The sequence below is a fragment of the Cyclobacterium xiamenense genome, assembly GCF_900109255.1.
Taxonomy (GTDB): Bacteria; Bacteroidota; Bacteroidia; order Cytophagales; family Cyclobacteriaceae; genus Cyclobacterium; species Cyclobacterium xiamenense.
In genome coordinates, this window is the sequence record NZ_FNZH01000003.1 from 788,663 (window position 1) to 808,852 (window position 20,190).

The 20,190-nt window shown below is 45.6% G+C and carries 20 protein-coding genes; 4 read left to right on the forward strand and 16 right to left on the reverse strand.

Annotated features, from left to right (window positions below; all coding sequences use genetic code 11):
• Positions 1 to 8: 8 nt before the first annotated feature.
• Positions 9 to 974: a beta-1,6-N-acetylglucosaminyltransferase gene (locus BMW71_RS12975; RefSeq protein ID WP_092174536.1), complete on the reverse strand. Its 966-nt coding sequence runs from the start codon at positions 972 to 974 to the stop codon at positions 9 to 11.
• 14 nt (positions 975 to 988) lie between these two features.
• A complete protein-coding gene (locus tag BMW71_RS12980) occupies positions 989 to 1,837 on the reverse strand; it encodes a polysaccharide deacetylase family protein (RefSeq protein WP_092174538.1) in 849 nt (282 codons plus the stop codon).
• Between the two features lie 23 nt (positions 1,838 to 1,860).
• Between BMW71_RS12980 and BMW71_RS24005 the strand changes: the two genes are divergently transcribed.
• Entirely contained in the window at positions 1,861 to 1,986 is a 126-nt protein-coding gene (locus BMW71_RS24005) for a hypothetical protein (protein ID WP_262485669.1), read from the forward strand.
• 150 nt (positions 1,987 to 2,136) lie between these two features.
• Here BMW71_RS24005 and pssE read toward each other — a convergent pair whose 3' ends face one another.
• From pssE to BMW71_RS13040, 12 genes are all read right to left on the reverse strand, one after another.
• Positions 2,137 to 2,616 carry a PssE/Cps14G family polysaccharide biosynthesis glycosyltransferase gene (gene pssE / locus BMW71_RS12985; protein WP_092174541.1) on the reverse strand — a complete coding sequence of 160 codons (480 nt, stop codon included), beginning with the start codon at positions 2,614 to 2,616 and terminating at the stop codon, positions 2,137 to 2,139.
• Between the two features lie 50 nt (positions 2,617 to 2,666).
• Entirely contained in the window at positions 2,667 to 3,155 is a 489-nt protein-coding gene (gene pssD, locus BMW71_RS12990; protein ID WP_092174543.1) for a PssD/Cps14F family polysaccharide biosynthesis glycosyltransferase, read from the reverse strand.
• A 56-nt stretch (positions 3,156 to 3,211) separates the two neighbouring features.
• Positions 3,212 to 4,228 carry a glycosyltransferase family 4 protein gene (locus BMW71_RS12995; RefSeq protein WP_092174545.1) on the reverse strand — a complete coding sequence of 339 codons (1,017 nt, stop codon included), beginning with the start codon at positions 4,226 to 4,228 and terminating at the stop codon, positions 3,212 to 3,214.
• A 12-nt stretch (positions 4,229 to 4,240) separates the two neighbouring features.
• Entirely contained in the window at positions 4,241 to 5,338 is a 1,098-nt protein-coding gene (locus BMW71_RS13000) for a glycosyltransferase (protein ID WP_092174547.1), read from the reverse strand.
• Between the two features lie 32 nt (positions 5,339 to 5,370).
• Entirely contained in the window at positions 5,371 to 6,396 is a 1,026-nt protein-coding gene (locus BMW71_RS13005) for a glycosyltransferase family 2 protein (protein WP_244891164.1), read from the reverse strand.
• The gene (locus BMW71_RS13010; RefSeq protein WP_177179632.1) at positions 6,393 to 7,679 is read right to left on the reverse strand and encodes a hypothetical protein; all 1,287 of its coding nucleotides are present in this window, start codon (positions 7,677 to 7,679) and stop codon (positions 6,393 to 6,395) included. The genes BMW71_RS13005 and BMW71_RS13010 overlap by 4 nt, the downstream gene beginning before the upstream one ends.
• Positions 7,676 to 9,079 (reverse strand): oligosaccharide flippase family protein, encoded by a 1,404-nt coding sequence (locus BMW71_RS13015; RefSeq protein ID WP_092174550.1) that lies wholly within the window; start codon positions 9,077 to 9,079, stop codon positions 7,676 to 7,678. The genes BMW71_RS13010 and BMW71_RS13015 overlap by 4 nt, the downstream gene beginning before the upstream one ends.
• A complete protein-coding gene (locus tag BMW71_RS13020; RefSeq protein ID WP_177179633.1) occupies positions 9,076 to 9,981 on the reverse strand; it encodes a beta-1,6-N-acetylglucosaminyltransferase in 906 nt (301 codons plus the stop codon). The genes BMW71_RS13015 and BMW71_RS13020 overlap by 4 nt, the downstream gene beginning before the upstream one ends.
• 34 nt (positions 9,982 to 10,015) lie before the next feature.
• Complete coding sequence (locus BMW71_RS13025; RefSeq protein ID WP_092174555.1) at positions 10,016 to 12,361, reverse strand: GumC family protein; 2,346 nt, start codon at positions 12,359 to 12,361, stop codon at positions 10,016 to 10,018.
• 660 nt (positions 12,362 to 13,021) lie between these two features.
• Positions 13,022 to 13,921: an MBL fold metallo-hydrolase gene (locus tag BMW71_RS13030; protein WP_092174557.1), complete on the reverse strand. Its 900-nt coding sequence runs from the start codon at positions 13,919 to 13,921 to the stop codon at positions 13,022 to 13,024.
• Entirely contained in the window at positions 13,921 to 14,619 is a 699-nt protein-coding gene (locus BMW71_RS13035) for an SOS response-associated peptidase (RefSeq protein ID WP_092174560.1), read from the reverse strand. Before BMW71_RS13035 ends, BMW71_RS13030 begins: the two co-directional genes overlap by 1 nt.
• 41 nt (positions 14,620 to 14,660) lie before the next feature.
• The gene (locus BMW71_RS13040; RefSeq protein ID WP_092174562.1) at positions 14,661 to 15,623 is read right to left on the reverse strand and encodes a YheT family hydrolase; all 963 of its coding nucleotides are present in this window, start codon (positions 15,621 to 15,623) and stop codon (positions 14,661 to 14,663) included.
• A gap of 122 nt (positions 15,624 to 15,745) precedes the next feature.
• Between BMW71_RS13040 and BMW71_RS13045 the strand changes: the two genes are divergently transcribed.
• Together BMW71_RS13045 and hslV are read left to right on the forward strand one after the other, a co-directional pair.
• Positions 15,746 to 17,401, forward strand: coding sequence for a pyruvate dehydrogenase complex dihydrolipoamide acetyltransferase (locus BMW71_RS13045; protein ID WP_092174565.1), 1,656 nt, complete (start codon positions 15,746 to 15,748; stop codon positions 17,399 to 17,401).
• Between the two features lie 91 nt (positions 17,402 to 17,492).
• Positions 17,493 to 18,035 carry an ATP-dependent protease subunit HslV gene (hslV, locus tag BMW71_RS13050; RefSeq protein ID WP_092174920.1) on the forward strand — a complete coding sequence of 181 codons (543 nt, stop codon included), beginning with the start codon at positions 17,493 to 17,495 and terminating at the stop codon, positions 18,033 to 18,035.
• Positions 18,036 to 18,081: 46 nt separating this feature from the next.
• Here hslV and BMW71_RS13055 read toward each other — a convergent pair whose 3' ends face one another.
• Positions 18,082 to 18,378 carry a Dabb family protein gene (locus tag BMW71_RS13055; RefSeq protein WP_092174922.1) on the reverse strand — a complete coding sequence of 99 codons (297 nt, stop codon included), beginning with the start codon at positions 18,376 to 18,378 and terminating at the stop codon, positions 18,082 to 18,084.
• 161 nt (positions 18,379 to 18,539) lie between these two features.
• Here BMW71_RS13055 and BMW71_RS13060 point away from each other — a divergent pair, with 161 nt between their 5' ends.
• Entirely contained in the window at positions 18,540 to 19,517 is a 978-nt protein-coding gene (locus tag BMW71_RS13060; RefSeq protein ID WP_092174568.1) for an aldo/keto reductase, read from the forward strand.
• Between the two features lie 152 nt (positions 19,518 to 19,669).
• Here BMW71_RS13060 and BMW71_RS13065 read toward each other — a convergent pair whose 3' ends face one another.
• Positions 19,670 to 20,020, reverse strand: coding sequence for a single-stranded DNA-binding protein (locus BMW71_RS13065; RefSeq protein WP_092174571.1), 351 nt, complete (start codon positions 20,018 to 20,020; stop codon positions 19,670 to 19,672).
• Positions 20,021 to 20,190 lie beyond the last annotated feature (170 nt).

Sequence of the window (20,190 nt, forward strand, 5' to 3'; positions counted from 1 at the left end):
CTTTTTGATCAAATAGCGAGTGTAACGGGCTTTCTGAGTTCCTCGTCCAGGGTTTCCAGAAGTTCAGGGAATCGGTTCGCGTCGAATTTCCTTGCGAAAAGAAAATCAAAGGGGAGATTTTTTAATCGGGGAAGGTCTTCGGGTTCGAAGGTTCTGGGGGAGGGCTCGTCCAATCCAGACCAATTTGCAAAGGTGGGGGAATGAGCGATTTTTTCTGGAGATCCTTTGTATATTTCCTGGACAATGCTGTGAAACAACATCTCATCGGGTAAATTTGAGTGCTTCATAAACGTCAAAAGCTCCTGGTGATTTTGAATATAAGCCAGAATGTTAGATGTTGTTTCGGTTTTAAGCGCCCACCAGGTGTCTCCTCCATAGGGTTCAAGGTAAGCGGGAAAGGCTTTTCGTTGCAACAACACCCTCAATTTCCCAGTTTTTTTTCGAATCAGTACTTTTGCCAGCTTTTTCATACTTTCCAAGCGGTAAAATCCCGAAGTTTGAATGGAAGGAAGTAGTACAACATCACCTCTTCTATCGGATAAATCGATCTTGTAGCAACGTAGTCGGTCCAGGCCGCCATTGGTCCAGTATGGAGATGGAAGGGGAAAGCAGGAGATAAAGTCTACACCCTTGTTTTGTTGGAAATAAGACCTAATATACGCGTTGGATCGTATGGGGTAATCCTGCCCACTCATCAGTACGGCGTAACCATCTCTTTTGTGTTCTTCAAGTAGCCGTAACATGGTCAAAGTGGCAGATACGATGCCTATTCCGCCCCAGGTACATCGTTGCCGCTGCTCCTCGGGCAGCAGGTAAAGGTTGGGAAACTCGCAGAGGACATCTTGGTAGGGCAAAGCGTCTTCCTTACGATCGATGTGTACATAAAACCAGACATTGTCCTGGTTTAACGCTTCCACGAGTTTTTTCACCTGAAGTGGATTGGTGTGGGCAAGAATTAGGTAGTTAATCGTCATGGGTAGTTGGTTCGCTACGGAAGTTTGCCAAGGAGGACTTGCATTCCCGACGCCTTGACAATGAGTTCATTGATATCGGGAGTATCGTTTGGATCCAGTCGCTTGAGGCGAAACGGATCGGTCCGCGTCGAATTAAATCCTGCTTCTACCGTTAATCCGCACGCATAGCCTGCTGCCTGGGCAAATGCCACCTCACGTTTTGTATAGCTGCCGTTTGGGTAAGCTATTGCATTGATCGGTTGCTTTAGTTTTTTTTCCAACGAACGTTTTGATTCGCTGATTTCCCAGTTGGATTCCTCGTCCTCACAGCGGCTAAGAATTGGGTGGGAAACGGTGTGGGATTGCATCGAGACATAGGTGCTCATTTCCTCGATCTGTGCCGCGGACAAGGCTTGTTTGTTTGGGTATTCTTTTTCCGGGTCAAAACCTCTTGACCGCAGGAAGGCGATGCGGTCTTTATTTGGAATTTTCTTTAACGACCGAATCGTTTTTTTGTCCAACTTCTCCCGGAACCAGTAGTGGCGTCCCGTATCGATGATTCCCGAACAAATGAAAATAGTGGCGGGAACCTTGTACCGTTTGATTACAGGAAGTAACTCGTAGTTTCGTGCGTGGCCGTCATCGAAGGTGACAACCATGGCTTTTTTTGGGAGATGCCGTTCGTCCTTGTTTTGGAGGGCAGTAATCAGCCGATCCAATGAAATGAAGTTATAGTGTTTGGACAAGTAAGCGAACGATGCTTCCGCTGTTTGGCGGTCCATGTCGTGAAAAACCAAAATCGAGACTTTGTTTCGTTGAAAAACTTCCCGAAATAGGACGGGTAATCCGGAATACCGAAGCAAAGCAAAAACAATTTTTTTCATGCGTGGTAAAAAAAGGAATTAGAATGAATAGTAAAGCCGGCTATACCGGTACCGAACAGCTATCACTACTTGGTAAGGACCCATGGCAAGCTGCACGTGAAGAGGCATTGAAAGGGATAGATCTTTTTGGCGTAAGGAAGCAAAGGTAACGAAACCTTTTCTACCATTTCTAGCAATCAGTGCGCAACCGAAGTGAATGTACTAAAGATGTTTCGGGTAACAAACGGCTTTTCTTGGAACAAGGTGTCCAGTGCTACCATTCCCTACATTTTTTTATTCAGTCGCTTCACCTTTTACATTTAAAGACTTTCCATGTACTCATCTAGAAAATTAATGATGTTTTGTTTTTTCGAAACAAAACACGCGGGTTCGAAGGATTCTATTCGCTCCAGTAATTCCCGCAAGTCATCGCTTTCCCTCCATCCCAGGAGGTACTTTTCTTTTTCAAACTCCTCCAGAATCTCCAGCTGGTGGTCGTCTACTACCTCTCCGTACTTCGGCATGCGGGGAATGGCAATTATTTTTTTCCCCATCTTCAGGCCTTTTAAGAGAGAGCCGGAACCGGCATGTGAAATAATAATCCGGGCTTCGCTGTACAACTGATCGAGTTCTTCGACCGGAAGGAACGGTCTGTAGTCCAGGTACCTGGAGGGGAACTCAGTAAAGCCATTTTGTACAATGACGTTTTCACGAATAATTCCCTCCCTGCACAGGGCATCAAGAGCAATCAGCGGGCGTTGAAATTGTGTGGGAAACGTCCCCAATACTACTAGTATCATTTTAGGTCAATTGAAAGGTTAATGAAAGAAAGAAGAATTAACGATGTACCTCAGTAAATACCGCCCAGATAAATGGCTTTTTTATAGAACTTTTGTGGTTCCGGCCATTGTATGATAAATTTATCTGCAAATGGGTAAATGAGATCAGCGGATGCTGCCCGTGATTTGATTCGGGCGTATGACAATATCCAAACGACTTTGGCTCCCAGGATTTTTCCTGCCAGACACATGGGAATGGCTGTATGGCTGCCGGTAGTAATAATCGCTCTTGGACGGTGATGTGCCAGGATTTTTAATGTCAGGTAGAAGTTGACCAACAAGTGATAGAAAAAGGATAAACTACGTTTTTTTCCTTTTGGCCTACCCCTTAGGAATTTCATATTGAAGTGCTTCGCATACGGCAGGGTGGACGGCGCCTCTTCCGTGACAATTAAGTAATCGAATTTGACAAACCAATCCTTTAATTCCATGACTTGCGCCAAATGCCCCCCATTGGAACAGATAAGAATTATTTTTTTCTTTTTTTCTGAAGTATACATGTGCGTGCTTGGATTAGAAATTGACTTGGATTTTTCCAAAGACTACATTTCCTCGATCAGGAGACGGTCTCAGTGGATGGTATGAGTTGATTGTTTGGAGATTCCTTTTGTACCGCTTGCAGGTAGTGCCGGGCCATGGTCTCGGCAATTTCCCGATGCTGGTATTTTTGATTTCGTAAGAAAGCATCCCGGATGTTTTCCCGCTTTTCCTGCAAGCATTGGATTGTCAAATGGGCCAGTTCGTCTGCGTCATGAGATCCGGCTACCCGACAGTTGGGGACGCCGGCGATGATTTGCTTGACGTCACCCACAGGAACCGCCACCACCGGCAAGTTGCAGCACAGCGCTTCTTTTACCACCTGCGGTGATCCTTCGGTTTTTGATGTGAGCAGGAGGCAGTCTGCTTTGCTAAGAAGCGAGCGGACCTCCGTTCGGCTTAATTGGTCTATACAGGCAAACTCCACGTCGTAGGCGACCTTTTCGCGTATCCTGCGAATGACCTCCTGAAACAAGGGGTAATTTTTGACCTCCCGGCTGGGACTGCTTGGAAATAGTATTAATATGGAGTTACCCGTGGATTCGGGCGGGGCCTCTGGTCTAAAAAACGCTGTATCTACCCCACAGGTAAGAACGGACACCTGCCGGTTATGTGGCAAAACCAGGTCCTTCATCGCCTGGTTTTGCACAAAGACCTGATCCGCTTTGGGGAGGATCTTCTTCGTCAGCCAAACCTGCCAGGCATTGTTTTCTCGTTTCTGAATGTCACTACCGTGGAGGGTGAGCAATACTTTTGCCTTTGGTTTATAGAAAAGCAGGAAAAGGCCAGACAATCCATAATGTACATGAATGATGTCATAAGCTTTTGACCGAATGCGTTTCGGGATGGCTATAATCGATTTCAGGTACTCCTTTTTTCCCTGATATACCGAATCGATCAATGCAATTTCTGGAGCTAGTGGTAGTGTTTTGGCCAAATCCTCAATTTGCTCCTGGATGAAAATCCCGTCTACGGGATGCTCCGGTGTAGGATACATATTGGTCACATAGAGGGCTGTTATTTTCTTTTCTTGCATGGCGTGATTTCGTTAACCGATCTGTAATGAGGTTTTTTTCGCTTTGGAAATGGTCTCCAGATAGGGAGCCAGATTTGTCTGCGCGATGGTCTGCCAGGAATGTTCGCTGCAAACCTGCCGAATGATTTTTGAGTCAAACCGGTTTAAGTTTTGTAGCAGCTTTTCCAATCCTTCCACAACGGCCTCCTCGGTGTCGGCAATCAATACTCCGCAGGTATCTGAAATGATTTTTGCATTCTCTTCCGTAGCCGTTGCCAACACGGGCAGGCCGGAAAGCAAGTATTCATAGGTTTTAGTGGGCGGCTGATGGGTATAGTACGGCGTGATCGGCACAAACGAAATACCTACGGTTGCCTTTTCAAAAAAGCCATAAAGTTGGTCATTGTGTACGTATCCGGTTGTTTGGATCAGTTTTTTTAGGCCATTCGACTGGATGTATTCCTCAATATCGGCACGTTCGTTGCCGGGGCCATCGCCTACAATGGTGCAGGAAATTGGGGGGAATGGAGTCCCCTCTGAGTGGCGAATAAAGCGGTGAAGTCCACGAATAAAGGTGAGCAGGTTTCTGTTTTCCAGGGTACCTACGTAAAGCAAATGCAATTCGTCAAACGCTTTATCCTGGGAGCAAAACCTTTCTCCGCCGAGCGGGAGGAAGTGATAGTGGTCAAAACCCAGTCGTTTCGCTAGTCCATGGCTCAAAATCGATCGGTGGGGAAATCGCCCGGTCTCCCACCTCAACAGGCGGTCTTTCCAATAGTTGACGAACAAACTGTCCGTATCCGTAGCCGTGCGTATGTCCACGTTGAAAGCTTGCTGTGGATTTTGCTGCAGCAAAATCGAACATCCGGGAAAATAGACCAAAAAAACCAGGTCGTAGGCTCCGGTTTGGATTTCCGTATTGATTTCCCGTAAAAAGCGGAAAAATCGGGATGCCTTCGTTCCCTTTCTGGGTAGGTATTTGGTCTGAACGCCTTCTCCCTGTATTTTGGGAAGACCAAAATCCCAACTAATGTGGCATATTCGAAAGTCATTTTTTAGGTATACCCCAAACTTATACGGGTCTATGTGGTAACCGTATTGGGATTTAGTGACGATTAGCAGGCTTTTCATTTTCCTATGCTGTTTACGTTAAAAATGATCGCTTAAAAACGCCGGTACTTTATAAGACACCGGATAAGTAATTTGATGCGTTGGTATAGGTCAACCGGAGCGAACCTCTTGCTTTCTTTTATGTAATTGATATACACGGGCAAGCCTACCCGAGAAGATTTTTTGCTAATGAAGTAAAAGATGATTCCAAGGATCTCGGAAAGAGCGTTTGGCTCATAAACCCTTTCTATTTCGTTCCGCTTCTGCAGGTAAATCAGCCAATCAACCGCCTCCAGGTAGGAGGAGTAGGTAGAAAACAGTTGGGTAGATCCGATCCTACGGTGGATTTTAAGCTGCGCTTCCGTGGGAGCTATGCCCAGCTCATGCAATGATTTTGTATAAATGATTTTATGGATGGCAAAGCTTTTCTCCTCGGCACCTTCGAAGCTCTTCATAATGCTGGAATCTGAATCCCGGTAGAAATACAAGGATTCCGGAATATTGGCAACGGGAAATTTCCGACAGGCTTCCCAGTAAAAGTCGTAGTCTTCGGCGACGGTAAGTCGGGTGTCAAAGGAAAGTCCCGCTTTTTTGATGCGATCCAGTCGGTACATGGCAGTAGCGTTCCATAGCGCGGGTTTGAATAACAGAAGTGCCTTGATGGCGGCATGATCGGTCGGAGATTTTGACACCTCCGATTTATTTTCATCGAAGCGGGTCAGCCAGCTGCCGCATATGCCCACTAGTGGATGCCTTTTCAAATAGGCCAACTGTTTTTCAAACCGATCGGGGGAAATCAGGTCATCGCAATCCATCCAGGCCAGAAATTCACCACGGGCTTCTTCCAGCCCCCTATTTCGGGTGTAGGAAATCCCCTTATTTGAGCCGTTACGTAGTACCCGTATCCGGGAATCGGATAGTTGCTGAATGATTTTTGCGGAGCCATCGGTAGACCCGTCATCGATAATGATCAGTTCAAACTCAGAAAATGTCTGTTGAAGCACACTGTCCACAGCTTCCTGTAGATGCTTTTCACCGTTGTATACGGGCATGACCACCGATAGCATAGCTGTCTTCATGATTTTAGTAGCGTTTCTTTTTTCATTGGAGAAAAATCCCGGTCTGCAGCTTTGGGAGTGGCGGATGCTTTTCGGAGCAGGTAGCCAATAACCGCTCGTTTTTTTTCGTCCATCACAGCTCGGTGATAGATGTAAAGGGCAAAGATCGTAGCGATAAGGTAATGGTAGTGGTAGACCGAATACCAGGTAAAACTGGTCAAAAGCAGGTACCAAAGGTAATACTTTACATAGGCGAACTGCTCCGGAACCGGCAGCGTAAAGCTTTTGTACCACATCAGCATAAACCCCCCTATTGCAAAAATCCCGAACATGGTGTAAACCGCGATGATTCCTACATCGGAAAGAAAATACTCCTGCGTATTGCTGAGCCGCTCCATAAATTTACCGTACCTGGAGATGCCCCAATTTGGAGCGCCATTTCCGAAAATCTGACTAAGAACATTGGGGGAAAAATCGGTGAGGAAGTATTCGCCCGCTTGAACGCGAATGTAGTTTTTTCCTAATTTGGCATCTCGTTGTTGTACTTCAATAACCCCGCGGATCATGGGGATGTCTGCATTGAGCAGGACAAGTACGCCTCCGGCAAATGCGCCCAAAATCAACGTTTTTTTCAGAATAGATTGACTTTTGAAAAAATGATAAAAGTATATCAGCACTACGCCGGCAATGAATTGCCTGGTGACCTGCATTATGGGTACGATGAGTCCCAGTGCTGCGAAACCCAGGTAGAGCCAACGGTATCGTACCGCTTGAGTAATTTTCGTTAAAGCAATAAAGATGGCCAGTATAAAGATCCCTGCACCGGGGAAAATAATGCGAATAGCTCCCCGCTGTTCGGAAAACTCCTCCCCTGAAATCGGTTTGCCAAATAGTACCGTGTGCGCATTGGCGTATTGAAAGAAATAGAGAATAACGTAAAGCACCCCATAGGCAAGAATGATTTTTTCAAGGGTACGAATGGGTACTTTGAGATGAAGCAGTAGAAAAAACAACGGCCACAATATGTATTGGGAGGTTTCAAGCAAACTGTCTCTAAAGCCTTGTCCCCAGGAGATATAGGCCATTACCATTGAAAAGATAATAGACAACGAGATCAGTTGTACCGGGAGCACAAAACCACCCTTCCTGTCAAACATGTATACGATTGCGACCAATACCGATCCCATAACTGCGGCAAATTCAAGGTAGTTGACCAACTTTGCCGGGATGAATTTTGCATCAAAAAAATTCAAACTGATTGCGATCAACAGAACCAGGTAGACGACGAGTAGATTTGCTTTCATGTTGATTTAGCCAAGGTGTAATTTTTGAAAAAATACATACCAGTAAGGAGCAAGGCTGCAGTAGCCATCACCGCTTTGTAGCCCACATGCAGGTCGCTGGCGACATAATAGGAGGTTACAAACAATACGGCTGCAGACAACCACATCAGCCCGCGGTCTTCTATCGCGACGTGCAGCGTTTTTCCAAATACATACCAGAGGTATAGCTGAAAAAAAGCAAAGGAAAAAACCATTCCGGAAGCCAGGCCCAGTGCTCCGTACTGGCTACTGAAGAAAAGGATAGGTGTTGAAAACAGGGAGTTGACAATTCCCAGACGAAGAATCTTTTTCTCGTTGTCAGTAGCTCCAAAAATGGTCCCAATCAAACTGTCCACGGAGGTAAGAAAAAGGTACCAAACCTGTAGCTGGCAAACCAACACAGCGGGTAGGTAGCTTTCGGGAAAAATCAACCCAAACAGCTCTTTGGCAAATAGTGTGAAAAGAAAACACAATAGCATGCCCAACAGCATGTAGTATTTAAACCCAGCGCTTATGTAGTTCCTAAATTTTGTTTTGTTGGAAACCCACAGTGCCGACAGGTTTGGAAAAATGGCAACCAAGCCAAAATCAAGTACAAACGCAATCGGTCCGGTAAGCCTTTCGGACAGGTTGAAATACCCAATTTCTTCTCGTGTGGAATGGATATCCAAGAAGTTGTTTGTGAGTTTCGTGTAAGGCAGCATCACCAAAACCAGAGCCAGATAGGGCCAGCTTTCTTTTAACAGCGAATGGGAGGAAGCGAAAAAATTGTTCATTTTCCCCAGTATCAGCCCCTGTTTTCGTAGAACGAAGTGAAACACGAGATTTTTCAGAAGATTCAGCGCCAGGAAAGAATAAAATAAGAAGGCGACGTTCAAGGTCGATGCCGGTAATAAAAATATCCACAAAAACCAAAGAATACTGAAGCTGAGGTTGATGACCGAAGGGGGAAGCATTTTCTGGTGGCCCAGAAATGCGGTTTCAAAGAGCTTACCGAAACAGGAAATGAGTGCAAAAAGAAACACAAAAAGCAGTTCCTCTGCCTGAAGGTTTCCAAGGAAATAATTGTACACCATGTAGCAGCCTCCCAGCACTAGAAGTGCAAGGGTCCGTAACAGCGCACCGTTATAAATCAGGTCCCTGGATCGGGAGGGATCTCTGGCTATGGACCGTATCACGATGTTTCGGATACCCAAATCACCGACCGTAAGGAGTAAGGTTCCCTGGGCTATCATAAATGTGTACAGCCCATAGTCGTCCGGGTGTAGGATTTGGGTAATTTTCAATACTGTCAGTAAACTAATTAATTGCGACAGTATACTACCGATGGTTAGGTATGAAAAATTCCTAAAAACTGTATTTTGAAAAATTTTTTTGATCACGACAGGTAGGGATTGGAATGTTCCTTGTGAAGTAGCTCTTTTTTAATCAGACTCACCAGGTCTCTGGAGGTAGGGTAATCAAATCTCCTGGCAAACAGTTTAGGTGACTTTTGCAGTGTGGAAAAGTCTGATTTATCCAAGGTCGCCGGACTGTTTCCATTTCGGTATTCCCAAAGGACGAGGGTCAGCGTATTCCCAACGATCGACGTTCGGTAGGGTGAATGCATCAAGAGGGTTTGAACGAGAATTTCCTCTGCGCATAAGGTATACCGAAGGCGTTTCAAAATAGCGGGATTATTCCTGATTTCATCGAGTACGTATTGTACGCAACTGCTGCTAAGTGACCACCATACCGACCCGCCGTACAGTGTAGGAAATAGGTCGAATGGTTTTCGTTTGATTCCAAAAAACCGCTGAAATCGTACAGTGGCATTTATGAGTTTTTTACCCATGCGGGTCTTTCGATCAAACGTATCGTAGGGATTGAAATAATTTAGCCGATCAAGGCCCCCATCCGTCCAACGGGAAGACGGTAGCGGAAAATACTCAATGAATTGTTTTCCATCATTCCTTTCGAAAAACTCCTTTATTTCCCGGCTACTTTTTATCGGCAGGTCCTGTCCACTCATGGTGTGGATGTATCCGACCTCCCTGTTTTTCACGGCTTCCCCTGCCAAATGGAGTATGGCTTTCAGGAGATTCAGACCTCCCCAGTTGACCGTGTATTTCCGGCTTAGAAATACGACGTTTTTCTTCTGCGAGAGCGCCTCGATGATATCGCTGCTGACCGCACTTTTTTTGTCGATGTGAATGTAAAACAGAAAGTCATCGTCCAAAATGCTTATGTAGTCAAACAGATGATGGATGTTTTTGTAGGCCAAAAATAATACAGCGTGTTTCATGGCTGGTTGAAAAAAATTATGAAGACCGAATTTCTTAAATCGTAGCGGTTTTTTTGGTATAGTAGTCCCCGTACCCATATCCGTAGCTATGTTCGGACTTGGCGTCGTTTAGCACCAAAACGGGGTTCCTGAACTTGCCCTTTTCGGCAATGTCATTGATTAACGTCAAGTGGTTGGGTTTTGTGTAGTAATACCGAACGACGTATGCAAGCATGTCCGCATACGGCGACAAGGCGAATGCATCAGCAACGAGTCCTATGGGGGCGCTGTCAATCAGTATATGGTCAAAGGTGCTACGTAGTTCCAAAAATAGTTCCTCCAGTCGCGGGCTATTCAACAGTTGTACCGGGTTTTCTGGTAGTTTTCCCGCACTTACCAGAAAGATGTTTGGGTTATCCTCAGAAAGAGTGAGGATATCTCGAGCGGAAAAACGCTCGTCTGAGAGGTATTCACTAAGGCCCGGTTTGGTAGGTTTTAATCCAAGTTGGTTAAAAACAGAAGGCTTTCGAAGATCAAATTCCAGAACAACGATTTTTTTACCGGATAGGCCAATGGAACGGGCCAGATTGATGCTGAAAAAAGTCTTCCCTTCTCCGCCGATGCTGGAGGTCGTCAGAATCACCTGATTGGATTTTCTCATGGAGGCAAATTTCATGTTGGTCCAGATCAGGTTTACCTGTTCTCCAATAAGCGATCGCCGGTTGAAATTACCTACGTACAGATTTTTCTTTTTCTCATGCGAAATTTCCCCCATAATTGGTACCTGACTAATTGCTTCCACTTCATTTTTCTGGCCGATTTTACCGAAGAAATAGCTGTTTAGGTAGATGAGTCCAAAGGGTACACCGATACCAAGGAGTAGCGCAAATGCCACGATCAATTTTTTCACGGGGTGTATAGGGTATAGGCCCGCCATGGGTGGGTCGATGATACGGGCGTTGGACACCGAAGTGGCGGCTAGCGAGAGGACGGACTCTTCCCGCTTTCGCATGAGGTATTGATAATTTTCCTGTTTGGTGGCCTGCTGCCGGGTAATGGCTAGAAGTTCACGCTCAATTTGCGGCACCCGATTTGCCCGGTCTTCTATTTTCATGGAGTTTTCTTCCAGACTCTTTTTCGCAATTTGGATGCTTCGTTTATTGCTTTGGATGTTTTCCAACAGGTCGGATTTTAGGCTGTAAAGCTGTTCGTCCAGATTTTTCACCAATGGGTTGTCTGCAGTGGTTCCATTGAGAAGCCGCTGCCGGTCACGTTGCAGTTCGTTGTATTTTTTTACCAGATCCGATAGGGTGACATCGTCGATTAACAGCGACCCCTGCACCATTTTTGACGGATTGTTCTGATCCGTAAGGTTTTCTTCCAGGTTGTTTAGCACCTCGATGTGTATGTCGTATTCTGCAAGTTTTTGCTTGGCGGTGCTGGAATTTTCCAGGTAAAGCTGGGACTCCGCACTTAGGTCGGAAATCGAATTTTCGTTTTTATAGGCTTCCACCGCCTGTTCGATTTCCGCCAGTTCTGCGGTGAGCTTCGCCATTTGTTCGTCAACGAATGACAGCGTATTTGCTGCCGTTGAATTGACATTTTTCAAGGCTTCACTATTATAGGTTTCCGCCAATTTCGCCAAAATCAGCTCTCCTTTTTCAGGAATGGACGCTGGTAAGGACAAGGAAATAACCGTGGATAGTTTGTTAGTCGGCTCGGCTTGAATGTCTTCGCTGTAGGAAAATGCCATCTCCAGCATGTCATTGAAAGTAAAGAAAAGGGTGGTTGGAAGGGATTCAACACGCTCTTCTTTCAGCTGAATAGAAAATTCGCCGTAAAAGTTGGATAGATTTTCGCCGAACTGGTGTTGACTTCTTTTCCCCTGCTCGGTTTCTAAAATAAACGAATTCTCGTCAAGTATTTCCAGGCGCACCATTCCCGGGAAATTTTTTGGACGATCGCTTAGCTTGGTGTAAGAGATCGTTACTGGAACGGCTTCTCCAAAAAGCTCCCGATACCTCCTGAACCCGTCCGCTACAAAAAAAGAATTGTAAAGGTTTAAATTTTCCAGAACCTTCCTGATCAAGGAAACGGACGTCAATACTTCTATTTCATTTTCAATGATATTGCTCGTTTGGTACCCGTCCAGGTCGTCCAAAACCGCGTTGGTCGAAAAACCTCTCTTCGCTTCCTCTCCCGAGTTGATTAGCAATGTAGCGGTAATTTCGTATTGTTCCGGAGTGTAGTAAATATACGTAAAGGCCGCCCCAACGAAACTAAATATGCCGATCAAAAAAAGATACCAAAGCCGAAGGTATTTCTTAAAATAGAAAGCGAGTGGGACCGCACTCGATTTTTTTACATCAATATCCTGGGTTAATAAATCTCTGATTTCCATGACTGTAAGTGAAAGAATATTCGGTTAAAAACGGCTAGCGTACCTCCTTGCCGGTACACAACTTCGCCTGGTCAATCACATGGATGTGATCAACTATGTATTTGTTCCAGTTTTTTTGTCTTGCTGTTTTCCTGAAACGTCTTCTGCTGTTTTAAAAAAAAAACATATTTAAATACTCTAGCGATGACTAGAAATAGTTAAATATTACCTGCCTCACAGCAAATTATGCTGTTTTAGGCTACTATCGATTGTAAATACTTTTTGTGTATTTGAAATACATTTTTACAAATGTAAAATAATAAATCTGATAAAAAAAAAATTCTTTTCAAAAATATTACATGATTGAAATCAGTTTTTCTTTCTGTAAATAATGCAGTGATGATTTTGGAGGGGCAGAAGTTGGGAAACACAGCTTGGTTTTTTTATCATTTTACCTATTTAGTATATATATACCATTAATTTTATAGGGAATAGGTTTATTGATTTTTTATTTGGTACATGATGTGTAAAAAAAAAGAAAGACCTACCCGTGAAACAATAAAGGTTCAACTAAATCAGGAAATTTTTTATCCTATTAAAACACTAATTAAATAGGTATATAGATTAAGTAAGTATATTTTGTAAAAAATATTAAATAAATTAGAAAAAATAGTCTAGATATTATTTTCTTGACTGTTTCAATTTCCAATAGCGCAGGAGACCACTTACCGACATCCAGCTCGGATTCGCAAGTTCATAGCATTCCCGTAGATGTTTCCCCACGCCCTGATCTATCAGTTGCTTTTCGGTATAGGCCATAAAATCTTTGGTAATTACTTCGGGCGCGGTGCCATCGTCAAACCGGATTTTCATCCATGCGGCCCATTCGTCCATCGCTCGCTCCAGTTCCTGAAAGTGATTGGAAATATCCGAGACGGTGCCGTAGTGTGTCAGGTACAACCTGTCTGGTTCAAGTGCGCGAATTTTGGCGATGGAATCCTTCCAATCTTCCAGGTCAATATCTGGAGGCGGGCAGGGAGGGACCACCGGGCCGCTGTGAATTTTTACACCAGCTACATCTCCCGTAAATAGGTTGTCGTCCAATTTCCAGGCTACGTGGTGGATGGCGTGGCCAGGTGTATGCACCGGAACAAAAGTCATTTTCCCCAAAAGTACCGCTTCCATATCGCTGGAAGCGATAAGGTTGGTTGACTCAATGGGTTCCATGCTTCCCCAAAGCGCCTGCATATTGTCTTTCCCGTAGATGCGGGCGGCGGATTGCCAGAGTTTCTCCGGATTTGCCAGATGGGGAAGCCCCAGCGGATGTACGTAGATGCGTGCGCCTGCCTCCGCCAATTTCCAGGCGGCACCGGCATGGTCAAAATGAATATGTGTCAGCAATACTGCGTCGATATCCTCGGGCCGGAGGTGGTGGCGTTGAAGTTGGTGTACCAGTTGAGGCCAGGTACTTTCAGGTCCCGTTTCAACCAACACGTGGTGGTTTTGATCGGAAACCAAAAAACTAGCAATGGTATTGGCTTCTTTTTGAAAATGGAGGTCCAGGCTACGTATGGTATACATTATCCAAATAGAGTATAGTTTCCAAATTGGTCCATGGGCAAGGTCTTTCGGATGACATAGGGATTGTCATTAGCCACCTGGTTCACCATTGGGGAGACTGTATAGGTCATCATTTCCTTATCGGGATAGGGTTGCAGCATTTCAAGCAATACGTTTTCCGGTGTTTGAGGGTCCAGCCAGGTTGCTTCCTGACCGGGGGGGAGTATGACGGGCATCCTGTCGTGGATTTCGGAGGCGAGTTGATTCGGAGCGGTGGTTAGAATCAAAAAGGTGTGGGCAATGTCGCCGTTTTCAGTCTCGTACTCTTCCCAAATTCCTGCAAAAGCAAATAGTCCTTCCCCATGAAGAACGAACCGGTAAGGGACTTTCGTTTTCTTTCCGATTTTTTTCCATTCGTAAAAGCCATCGGCTGGCACCAGGCAACGATTTTTCTTAAAGGACGTTTTAAAGCTTATTTTCTCCGTGATGGTTTCCGAACGGGCATTTATTAGTTTACTGGCAACGGGTTTGTTTTTTGAAAAGGCGGGGGTTATCCCCCAATAAAAATGGGAAAAGCCTTTGGGGCTTTCGCCAGTAATGACGGGCACCAGTTGCGCAGGAGCAATGTTATACCTGGGTGCAAAGGGTTCCAGCATCTCAGCAGCGAATCTGTTTTCAAGTTCTGTTTTTGACTTGGCTAAGGAGTATCTTCCACACATAAAGGTTTTGTTTTTTCTTGAGCGAGTTACCTCGATTAAAGTTAATTTCCAGATTGAATAAATTCAAGTGCCCTGATTTCGGACCAGTACCGCTCGTTTACCGTTCGCGGACCAAACCCAACGTGGCCTCCCTTCAATGGAAATTCCATCCGCAGGCCATCTGCCGTTTCCTTCTCGCTTTTTGGATAACACGTTGCACTCAAAAAAGGGTCATTCCGGGCGTTTAATACAAGTGTGGGATGACAGATTCCCGATAAAAACTGCAGGGAGGAACACTTTTTGTAGTAATCGGCTGCGTCTTCAAATCCGTGTAAAGGCGCTGTAAATGCCTCATCAAATGCACGTAGGGTACGGATTTGCCGGAGGTTTATTCCATGGGTGATTTCCGGGAAGCGCAATTGTTTTTGCCGGATTTTTTGCTTCAGTGAGCGCAGAAAATGCAAGGCATACATTTTATTAACAGGTTGGTCTATCCGGTCACAAGAGCCAGCCAAATCCAATGGGACCGAAATAGCGACCGCTTTTTTTATTTTCTGATGACCCGGCCATCTATTTTCACCCAGGTATTTTAGGGTGAGGTTGCCTCCCAGACTAAAGCCGATCAAAAACAGTGAGCGGTAGGAATGCTGGGCATGGACCACGACCCGTTCCAGATCTTCGGTGGCTCCGGAATGGTAAAAAACCAGTTTTTGGTTCATGGAACCGCTACATCCCCTAAAATTCCAGTTTAGCACATCGTAGCCGTTGGAAAAAAAAACTTCCGCCATGCCGCTCATATACGGGCGACGGCTATTTCCCTCCAACCCGTGGCTGATAATGACCAATTCCTGACTTCCCTGCCTGAGCCAATCCAAATCGAGGAAATCCCCGTCTGTCGTGTTAATCCGTTCTCTTTCAAAAGGTAAGGGTATATTTTTTCTAAAAAGCGCGGGAAACAGGGTTTGAAGGTGGCCGTTAAATAAAAATCGGCGTGGGTGGTAAGGGAACTCTTTTGAAACTGGCATTCAGCGTATAGGGCATTCCGTAAACATTTCTTTACGTGAAAATACTATTATTAAATTTGAATAAACATCTTTTAAGAACTATTTTTGGATTGCTGAATAAATGAATTCGAATAATTTAACTTATGGCCGAAATAATACGAATGCCCAAAATGAGCGACACCATGGAAGAAGGGGTGATCGCGCAATGGTTGAAAAAGGTAGGAGACGAGGTAAAACCCGGTGATATTCTGGCGGAAGTGGAGACGGATAAGGCGACCATGGAATTAGAATCGTACGACGAAGGGGTTTTGCTTCACATCGGCGTAGCGGAAAAGGACGCCGTACCTGTAAATGGAGTCATTGCCATATTGGGCGAAAAAGGCGAAAATATAGATGAGCTGCTCAAGGAAATTAAAGCCGGTGGAAATGGAGCTGCGCCCACCGAAGAAGTGAAGGAAGATGAACCGAAAGCAGAAGAAAAGGCGTCGGAGACCAAGAAAGATTCACCAAGCGAAAAAATCGATACTTCCTCCATCAATGCTACGCTGATCACCATGCCCAAAATGAGTGACACCATGCAGGAAGGAACCATTGCCAGTTGGTTGAAAAAAGTAGGGGACGAGGTGAAATCCGGGGATGTATTGGCAGAAGTAGAGACCGATAAGGCCACGATGGAACTCGAATCCTACGATGACGGTACCTTGCTGTACATTGGGGTGGAAGAAGGAGATTCCGTTGAAGTGAACGGTGTCATCGCGATTATCGGTGAAAAAGGAGCCGATTTCGAAACCTTGTTAAAGGCCCATAAGCAGGAGTCTTCGCCGGACGCTGCCTCGGAAAAGGAAGCGCCTAAAGAGGAGCAAACCGAAGAGAAGCCTGCTGCCAAACCAGCGTCCAAGGCAGAGCAAGCCACGGAAACCTCCAACACCGGATCCAACGGCCGAATCAAGGCCTCTCCGCTCGCCAAAAAAATGGCCAAAGAAAAAGGCATAGATATCAGCCTGGTGAAAGGATCGGGTGATGGCGGAAGGATAATCAAAAAGGATGTTGAGAATTATACTCCAGCCAAAGCAGCGGCAGCGCCGGAGGCTGGCAGTGCTGCAGCAGGCGTAGGACAGGAGTCTTTCCGGGAAGAAAAGGTATCTCAAATGAGGAAAGTGATTGCCAAACGACTTGCAGAAAGCAAGTTTACGGCCCCTCATTTTTACCTGACCATGGAAATCAATATGGACAAAGCCATCGAAGCCAGAAAGAGCATGAATGAGGTGGCTCCGGTAAAAATTTCATTCAACGACATGGTTATCAAGGCAGTGGCTGCTGCACTCAAACAGCATCCCAATGTGAATTCAGCCTGGCTTGGTGATAAAATTCGCTACAACGACCACGTACATATCGGCATGGCCGTAGCCGTAGAAGAAGGCTTGCTGGTACCGGTCATTCGTTTTGCAGACAGCAAGTCGCTTTCTCAGATATCGCAGGAAGCCAAAACGCTGGCTGGCAAAGCCAAGAACAAAGAACTCCAACCCAAAGATTGGGAAGGTAATACGTTTACTGTTTCCAACCTGGGCATGTTTGGTATCGATGAATTTACGGCAATTATCAATCCGCCGGACGCATGCATCCTTGCCATCGGGGGTATTCGGCAAACGCCTATTGTCAAAGATGGAGCAATCGTGGTCGGTAATTTAATGAAAGTAACGCTTTCATGTGACCACCGGGTAGTGGATGGAGCCATTGGTTCCGCGTTCCTCCAAACCATCAAGAATTTGCTGGAAGACCCGGTTAGGTTACTTATTTGACCATTGGTATAAAATATAGTAGTCAAAAAGTCCTAGAGATAGGGCTTTTTGTTTTTGAAAGAGCGTGTATAGCGCGCAGAAAACCAAAGATATGGAACGTTTAAAATCTACTACGGTAGTGGCCATCCACCACGAAGGACAGGTGGCAATTGGTGCGGATGGGCAGGCCACACTGGGAAATACCATTGCCAAAAGCAGTGTCAACAAAATACGTAAGTTACAAGGCGGTAAGATCGTTACCGGTTTTGCCGGCTCCACGGCCGATGCGTTTACACTTTTGGAAAAATTTGAAGAAAAGTTGGGTGCCTACAGCAATAACATGAAGCGGGCCGCTGTGGAGTTAGCGAAGGAATGGCGCACGGACCGCATGCTAAGCAAGCTGGAAGCGATGATGATCGTGGCCGACGCCACAGATATACTTATTCTATCCGGGACCGGTGATGTTATTGAACCTGACCTGGGTATTGCTACCATAGGCTCCGGTAGCATGTACGCACAGGCAGCAGCGAGAGCCTTGAAAATGTACGCTGGGCACCTCACAGCAGAGGAAATGGTAAAGGAGAGCCTAAGTATCGCGGCGGATATTTGTATTTATACCAACCACAACCTGGTAATTGAGAAAGTGACTTCCTGATGGAGCATACCTGCGTTCCGGTACTGAAACCGGAACGCAGGGCTGCTTATACCTCAAAGTCATAGACTTTCACCTGTGACCATTTGTCCTTGTGGTCTTCCACGAATTTCAGGTGTATCGGGTCGGTTTGGTAGCGATCATGCGCCTCAACGGAATCGAAATAAACGGTAAGGGATAGGTGGAAACTGTGGTCTACTACCTCCCGTCGGGCGGTGTTCGCGGGTTTTCCGATGGCGTACCGACTGACGCTTTCCGTGCTTGCGATTTTCGTACATCCCTCCCAGACGGCATTTAGGTCTTGCTCGGGACGGTGTAACCAGAAAAATACTTGATGGACGATCATAGTGGATGGGGTTTTTGATACAGTTTTGAAAGGAATCCATGCTCCCAGACTAATTGCTGCAAATGCAGCCATAAATTTTCTTCGCTTGAGCATCTGTTGTTTTGGTAAATGGTAATCGATACATGCGGTATTGAATCGCAAATTAAAGGTAAGAGCAAATTATGAATTACAGAAAATTAGGGAAAACAAATTTTGAAGTTTCAGCTGTTTCATTGGGTACCTGGCAAGTTGGCGGAGGATGGGGAGGCCCTTTCGATAAATCGACTGCCTATAGGATTATTCACGAAGCCATCGATCAGGGAGTTAACTTTATCGATACGGCAGATGTATACGATGCCGGATTGAGTGAAGCCGCTGTGGGCAAGGTAGTTCGGGAGCGCAGCGAAGAGGTGTATATCGCGACCAAATGTGGTAGGCAAATACAGCCGCACCTGGCCGAGGGATATACCCCACTGGTATTGAGGAAGTACGTGGAAGCAAGTTTGAGAAATTTAGGCGTGGAAACCATCGATTTGATTCAGTTGCATTGCCCACCGAGCCCTGTATACCAAAGGCCGGAAATTTTTGGTCTTTTTGAAGAGTTACAAAAAGAAGGAAAGATCCGGCACATGGGGGTTAGTGTGGAGAAAGTGGACGAAGCCCTGCAGGCCTTGACGTTTTCTAACGTTGCTACCGTTCAGATTATCTTCAACATGTTTCGCCAGAAGCCCGCAGATGTGTTTTTTCAAGAGGCGAAAAATAATGACTGCGGGGTAATAGTCCGGGTCCCCCTTGCAAGTGGGCTTCTAACCGGTAAAATCTCCAAAGAGACCACATTTCATCCAGAAGATCACAGGCAATTCAATAGAGCCGGGGAAGCATTTGACAAAGGAGAGACCTTTTCTGGCATTCCGCTGGAAAAGGGAATAGAGGCAGTGGCCGAGCTGGACGACCTGCTGGGTGATGTGGCCGCAAAGGCCATTCGATGGGTGCTCATGTTTGACGCCGTTTCGACGGTTATACCGGGTGCTTCCAGGGTGGAACAGGTTCGCGCAAACGTGCAGGCTTCCGCATTGCCCCCATTTTCGCCAGCTGAGATGGAAGCGGTGGCCGAAATATACGCCAGGTATTTTAAGGAAGAAATTCATCCGCAGTGGTAATTCCGGGTGGCATGGGGAGTGTGTAGTTCATGTCCGGCGTAGGTAGTTGCCAATAATACGGTTTGTACGGAAAAAAAACCGGTGGGGCCACCCATGCCCCACCGGTACCCGTCAAAAAAAGTGGATCTGAAAAAAAACAGCGTAAAAAGTAGTTAATTCTGCATTTTCACTTTTTCGCCCATAAGCAATACATCGTTCACCTGTACTTCGGTAATGTATTTTTTATTGCCAGCGGCATCTTCGTAGGACCGGCTGACAAGTTTACCTTGAACACAGATTTCGGAGCCTTTATCGGTGTATTTGTGGATGATCTCGGCGGGCTTTCCAAAGGCCACCAGGTTGTGCCAGTAGGTTTCGTCTACCTTTTCTCCTTTGTTGTTTTTGTAGGATTCATTGGTAGCCAGATTGAGCCGCACCATGGGGGTACTTCCGTTTACTGTTTTGTAGTCTGCTTTGGCTCCCAGCCTTCCGATCAGTTGTACTTTGTTTTTAATTGCGTTCATGACAAATAAAGTTTACGTTAGAATTGATTTTTTTCCGAATTGGAACAGGACAAAGGTGCAGGATCGGTATCGCTCTAGTCGGGTTTTTTTCGTTTAAATCCGTTTGTAAGCGTTTGTAAACGTTTAAAAACGACTACAAATAGTATATGATTCGCAATTTTTACGTATAT

Excerpts from the sequence above, each read along its gene's own strand:
- BMW71_RS13000 (WP_092174547.1), bottom strand. The coding sequence starts at position 5,338 with ATGAAAAGCCTGCTAATCGTCACTAAATCCCAATACGGTTACCACATA.
- pssD (WP_092174543.1), bottom strand. The coding sequence starts at position 3,155 with ATGTATACTTCAGAAAAAAAGAAAAAAATAATTCTTATCTGTTCCAAT.
- BMW71_RS13030 (WP_092174557.1), bottom strand. The coding sequence starts at position 13,921 with ATGTATACCATACGTAGCCTGGACCTCCATTTTCAAAAAGAAGCCAAT.
- BMW71_RS12995 (WP_092174545.1), bottom strand. The coding sequence starts at position 4,228 with ATGCAAGAAAAGAAAATAACAGCCCTCTATGTGACCAATATGTATCCT.
- BMW71_RS13005 (WP_244891164.1), bottom strand. The coding sequence starts at position 6,396 with ATGAAGACAGCTATGCTATCGGTGGTCATGCCCGTATACAACGGTGAA.
- pssE (WP_092174541.1), bottom strand. The coding sequence starts at position 2,616 with ATGATACTAGTAGTATTGGGGACGTTTCCCACACAATTTCAACGCCCG.
- BMW71_RS12980 (WP_092174538.1), bottom strand. The coding sequence starts at position 1,837 with ATGAAAAAAATTGTTTTTGCTTTGCTTCGGTATTCCGGATTACCCGTC.
- hslV (WP_092174920.1), top strand. The coding sequence starts at position 17,493 with ATGGAACGTTTAAAATCTACTACGGTAGTGGCCATCCACCACGAAGGA.
- BMW71_RS13060 (WP_092174568.1), top strand. The coding sequence starts at position 18,540 with ATGAATTACAGAAAATTAGGGAAAACAAATTTTGAAGTTTCAGCTGTT.
- BMW71_RS13065 (WP_092174571.1), bottom strand. The coding sequence starts at position 20,020 with ATGAACGCAATTAAAAACAAAGTACAACTGATCGGAAGGCTGGGAGCC.
- BMW71_RS13010 (WP_177179632.1), bottom strand. The coding sequence starts at position 7,679 with ATGAAAGCAAATCTACTCGTCGTCTACCTGGTTCTGTTGATCGCAATC.
- BMW71_RS13055 (WP_092174922.1), bottom strand. The coding sequence starts at position 18,378 with ATGATCGTCCATCAAGTATTTTTCTGGTTACACCGTCCCGAGCAAGAC.
- BMW71_RS13025 (WP_092174555.1), bottom strand. The coding sequence starts at position 12,361 with ATGGAAATCAGAGATTTATTAACCCAGGATATTGATGTAAAAAAATCG.
- BMW71_RS13045 (WP_092174565.1), top strand. The coding sequence starts at position 15,746 with ATGGCCGAAATAATACGAATGCCCAAAATGAGCGACACCATGGAAGAA.
- BMW71_RS24005 (WP_262485669.1), top strand. The coding sequence starts at position 1,861 with ATGAATAGTAAAGCCGGCTATACCGGTACCGAACAGCTATCACTACTT.
- BMW71_RS13020 (WP_177179633.1), bottom strand. The coding sequence starts at position 9,981 with ATGAAACACGCTGTATTATTTTTGGCCTACAAAAACATCCATCATCTG.
- BMW71_RS13035 (WP_092174560.1), bottom strand. The coding sequence starts at position 14,619 with ATGTGTGGAAGATACTCCTTAGCCAAGTCAAAAACAGAACTTGAAAAC.
- BMW71_RS13040 (WP_092174562.1), bottom strand. The coding sequence starts at position 15,623 with ATGCCAGTTTCAAAAGAGTTCCCTTACCACCCACGCCGATTTTTATTT.
- BMW71_RS12975 (WP_092174536.1), bottom strand. The coding sequence starts at position 974 with ATGACGATTAACTACCTAATTCTTGCCCACACCAATCCACTTCAGGTG.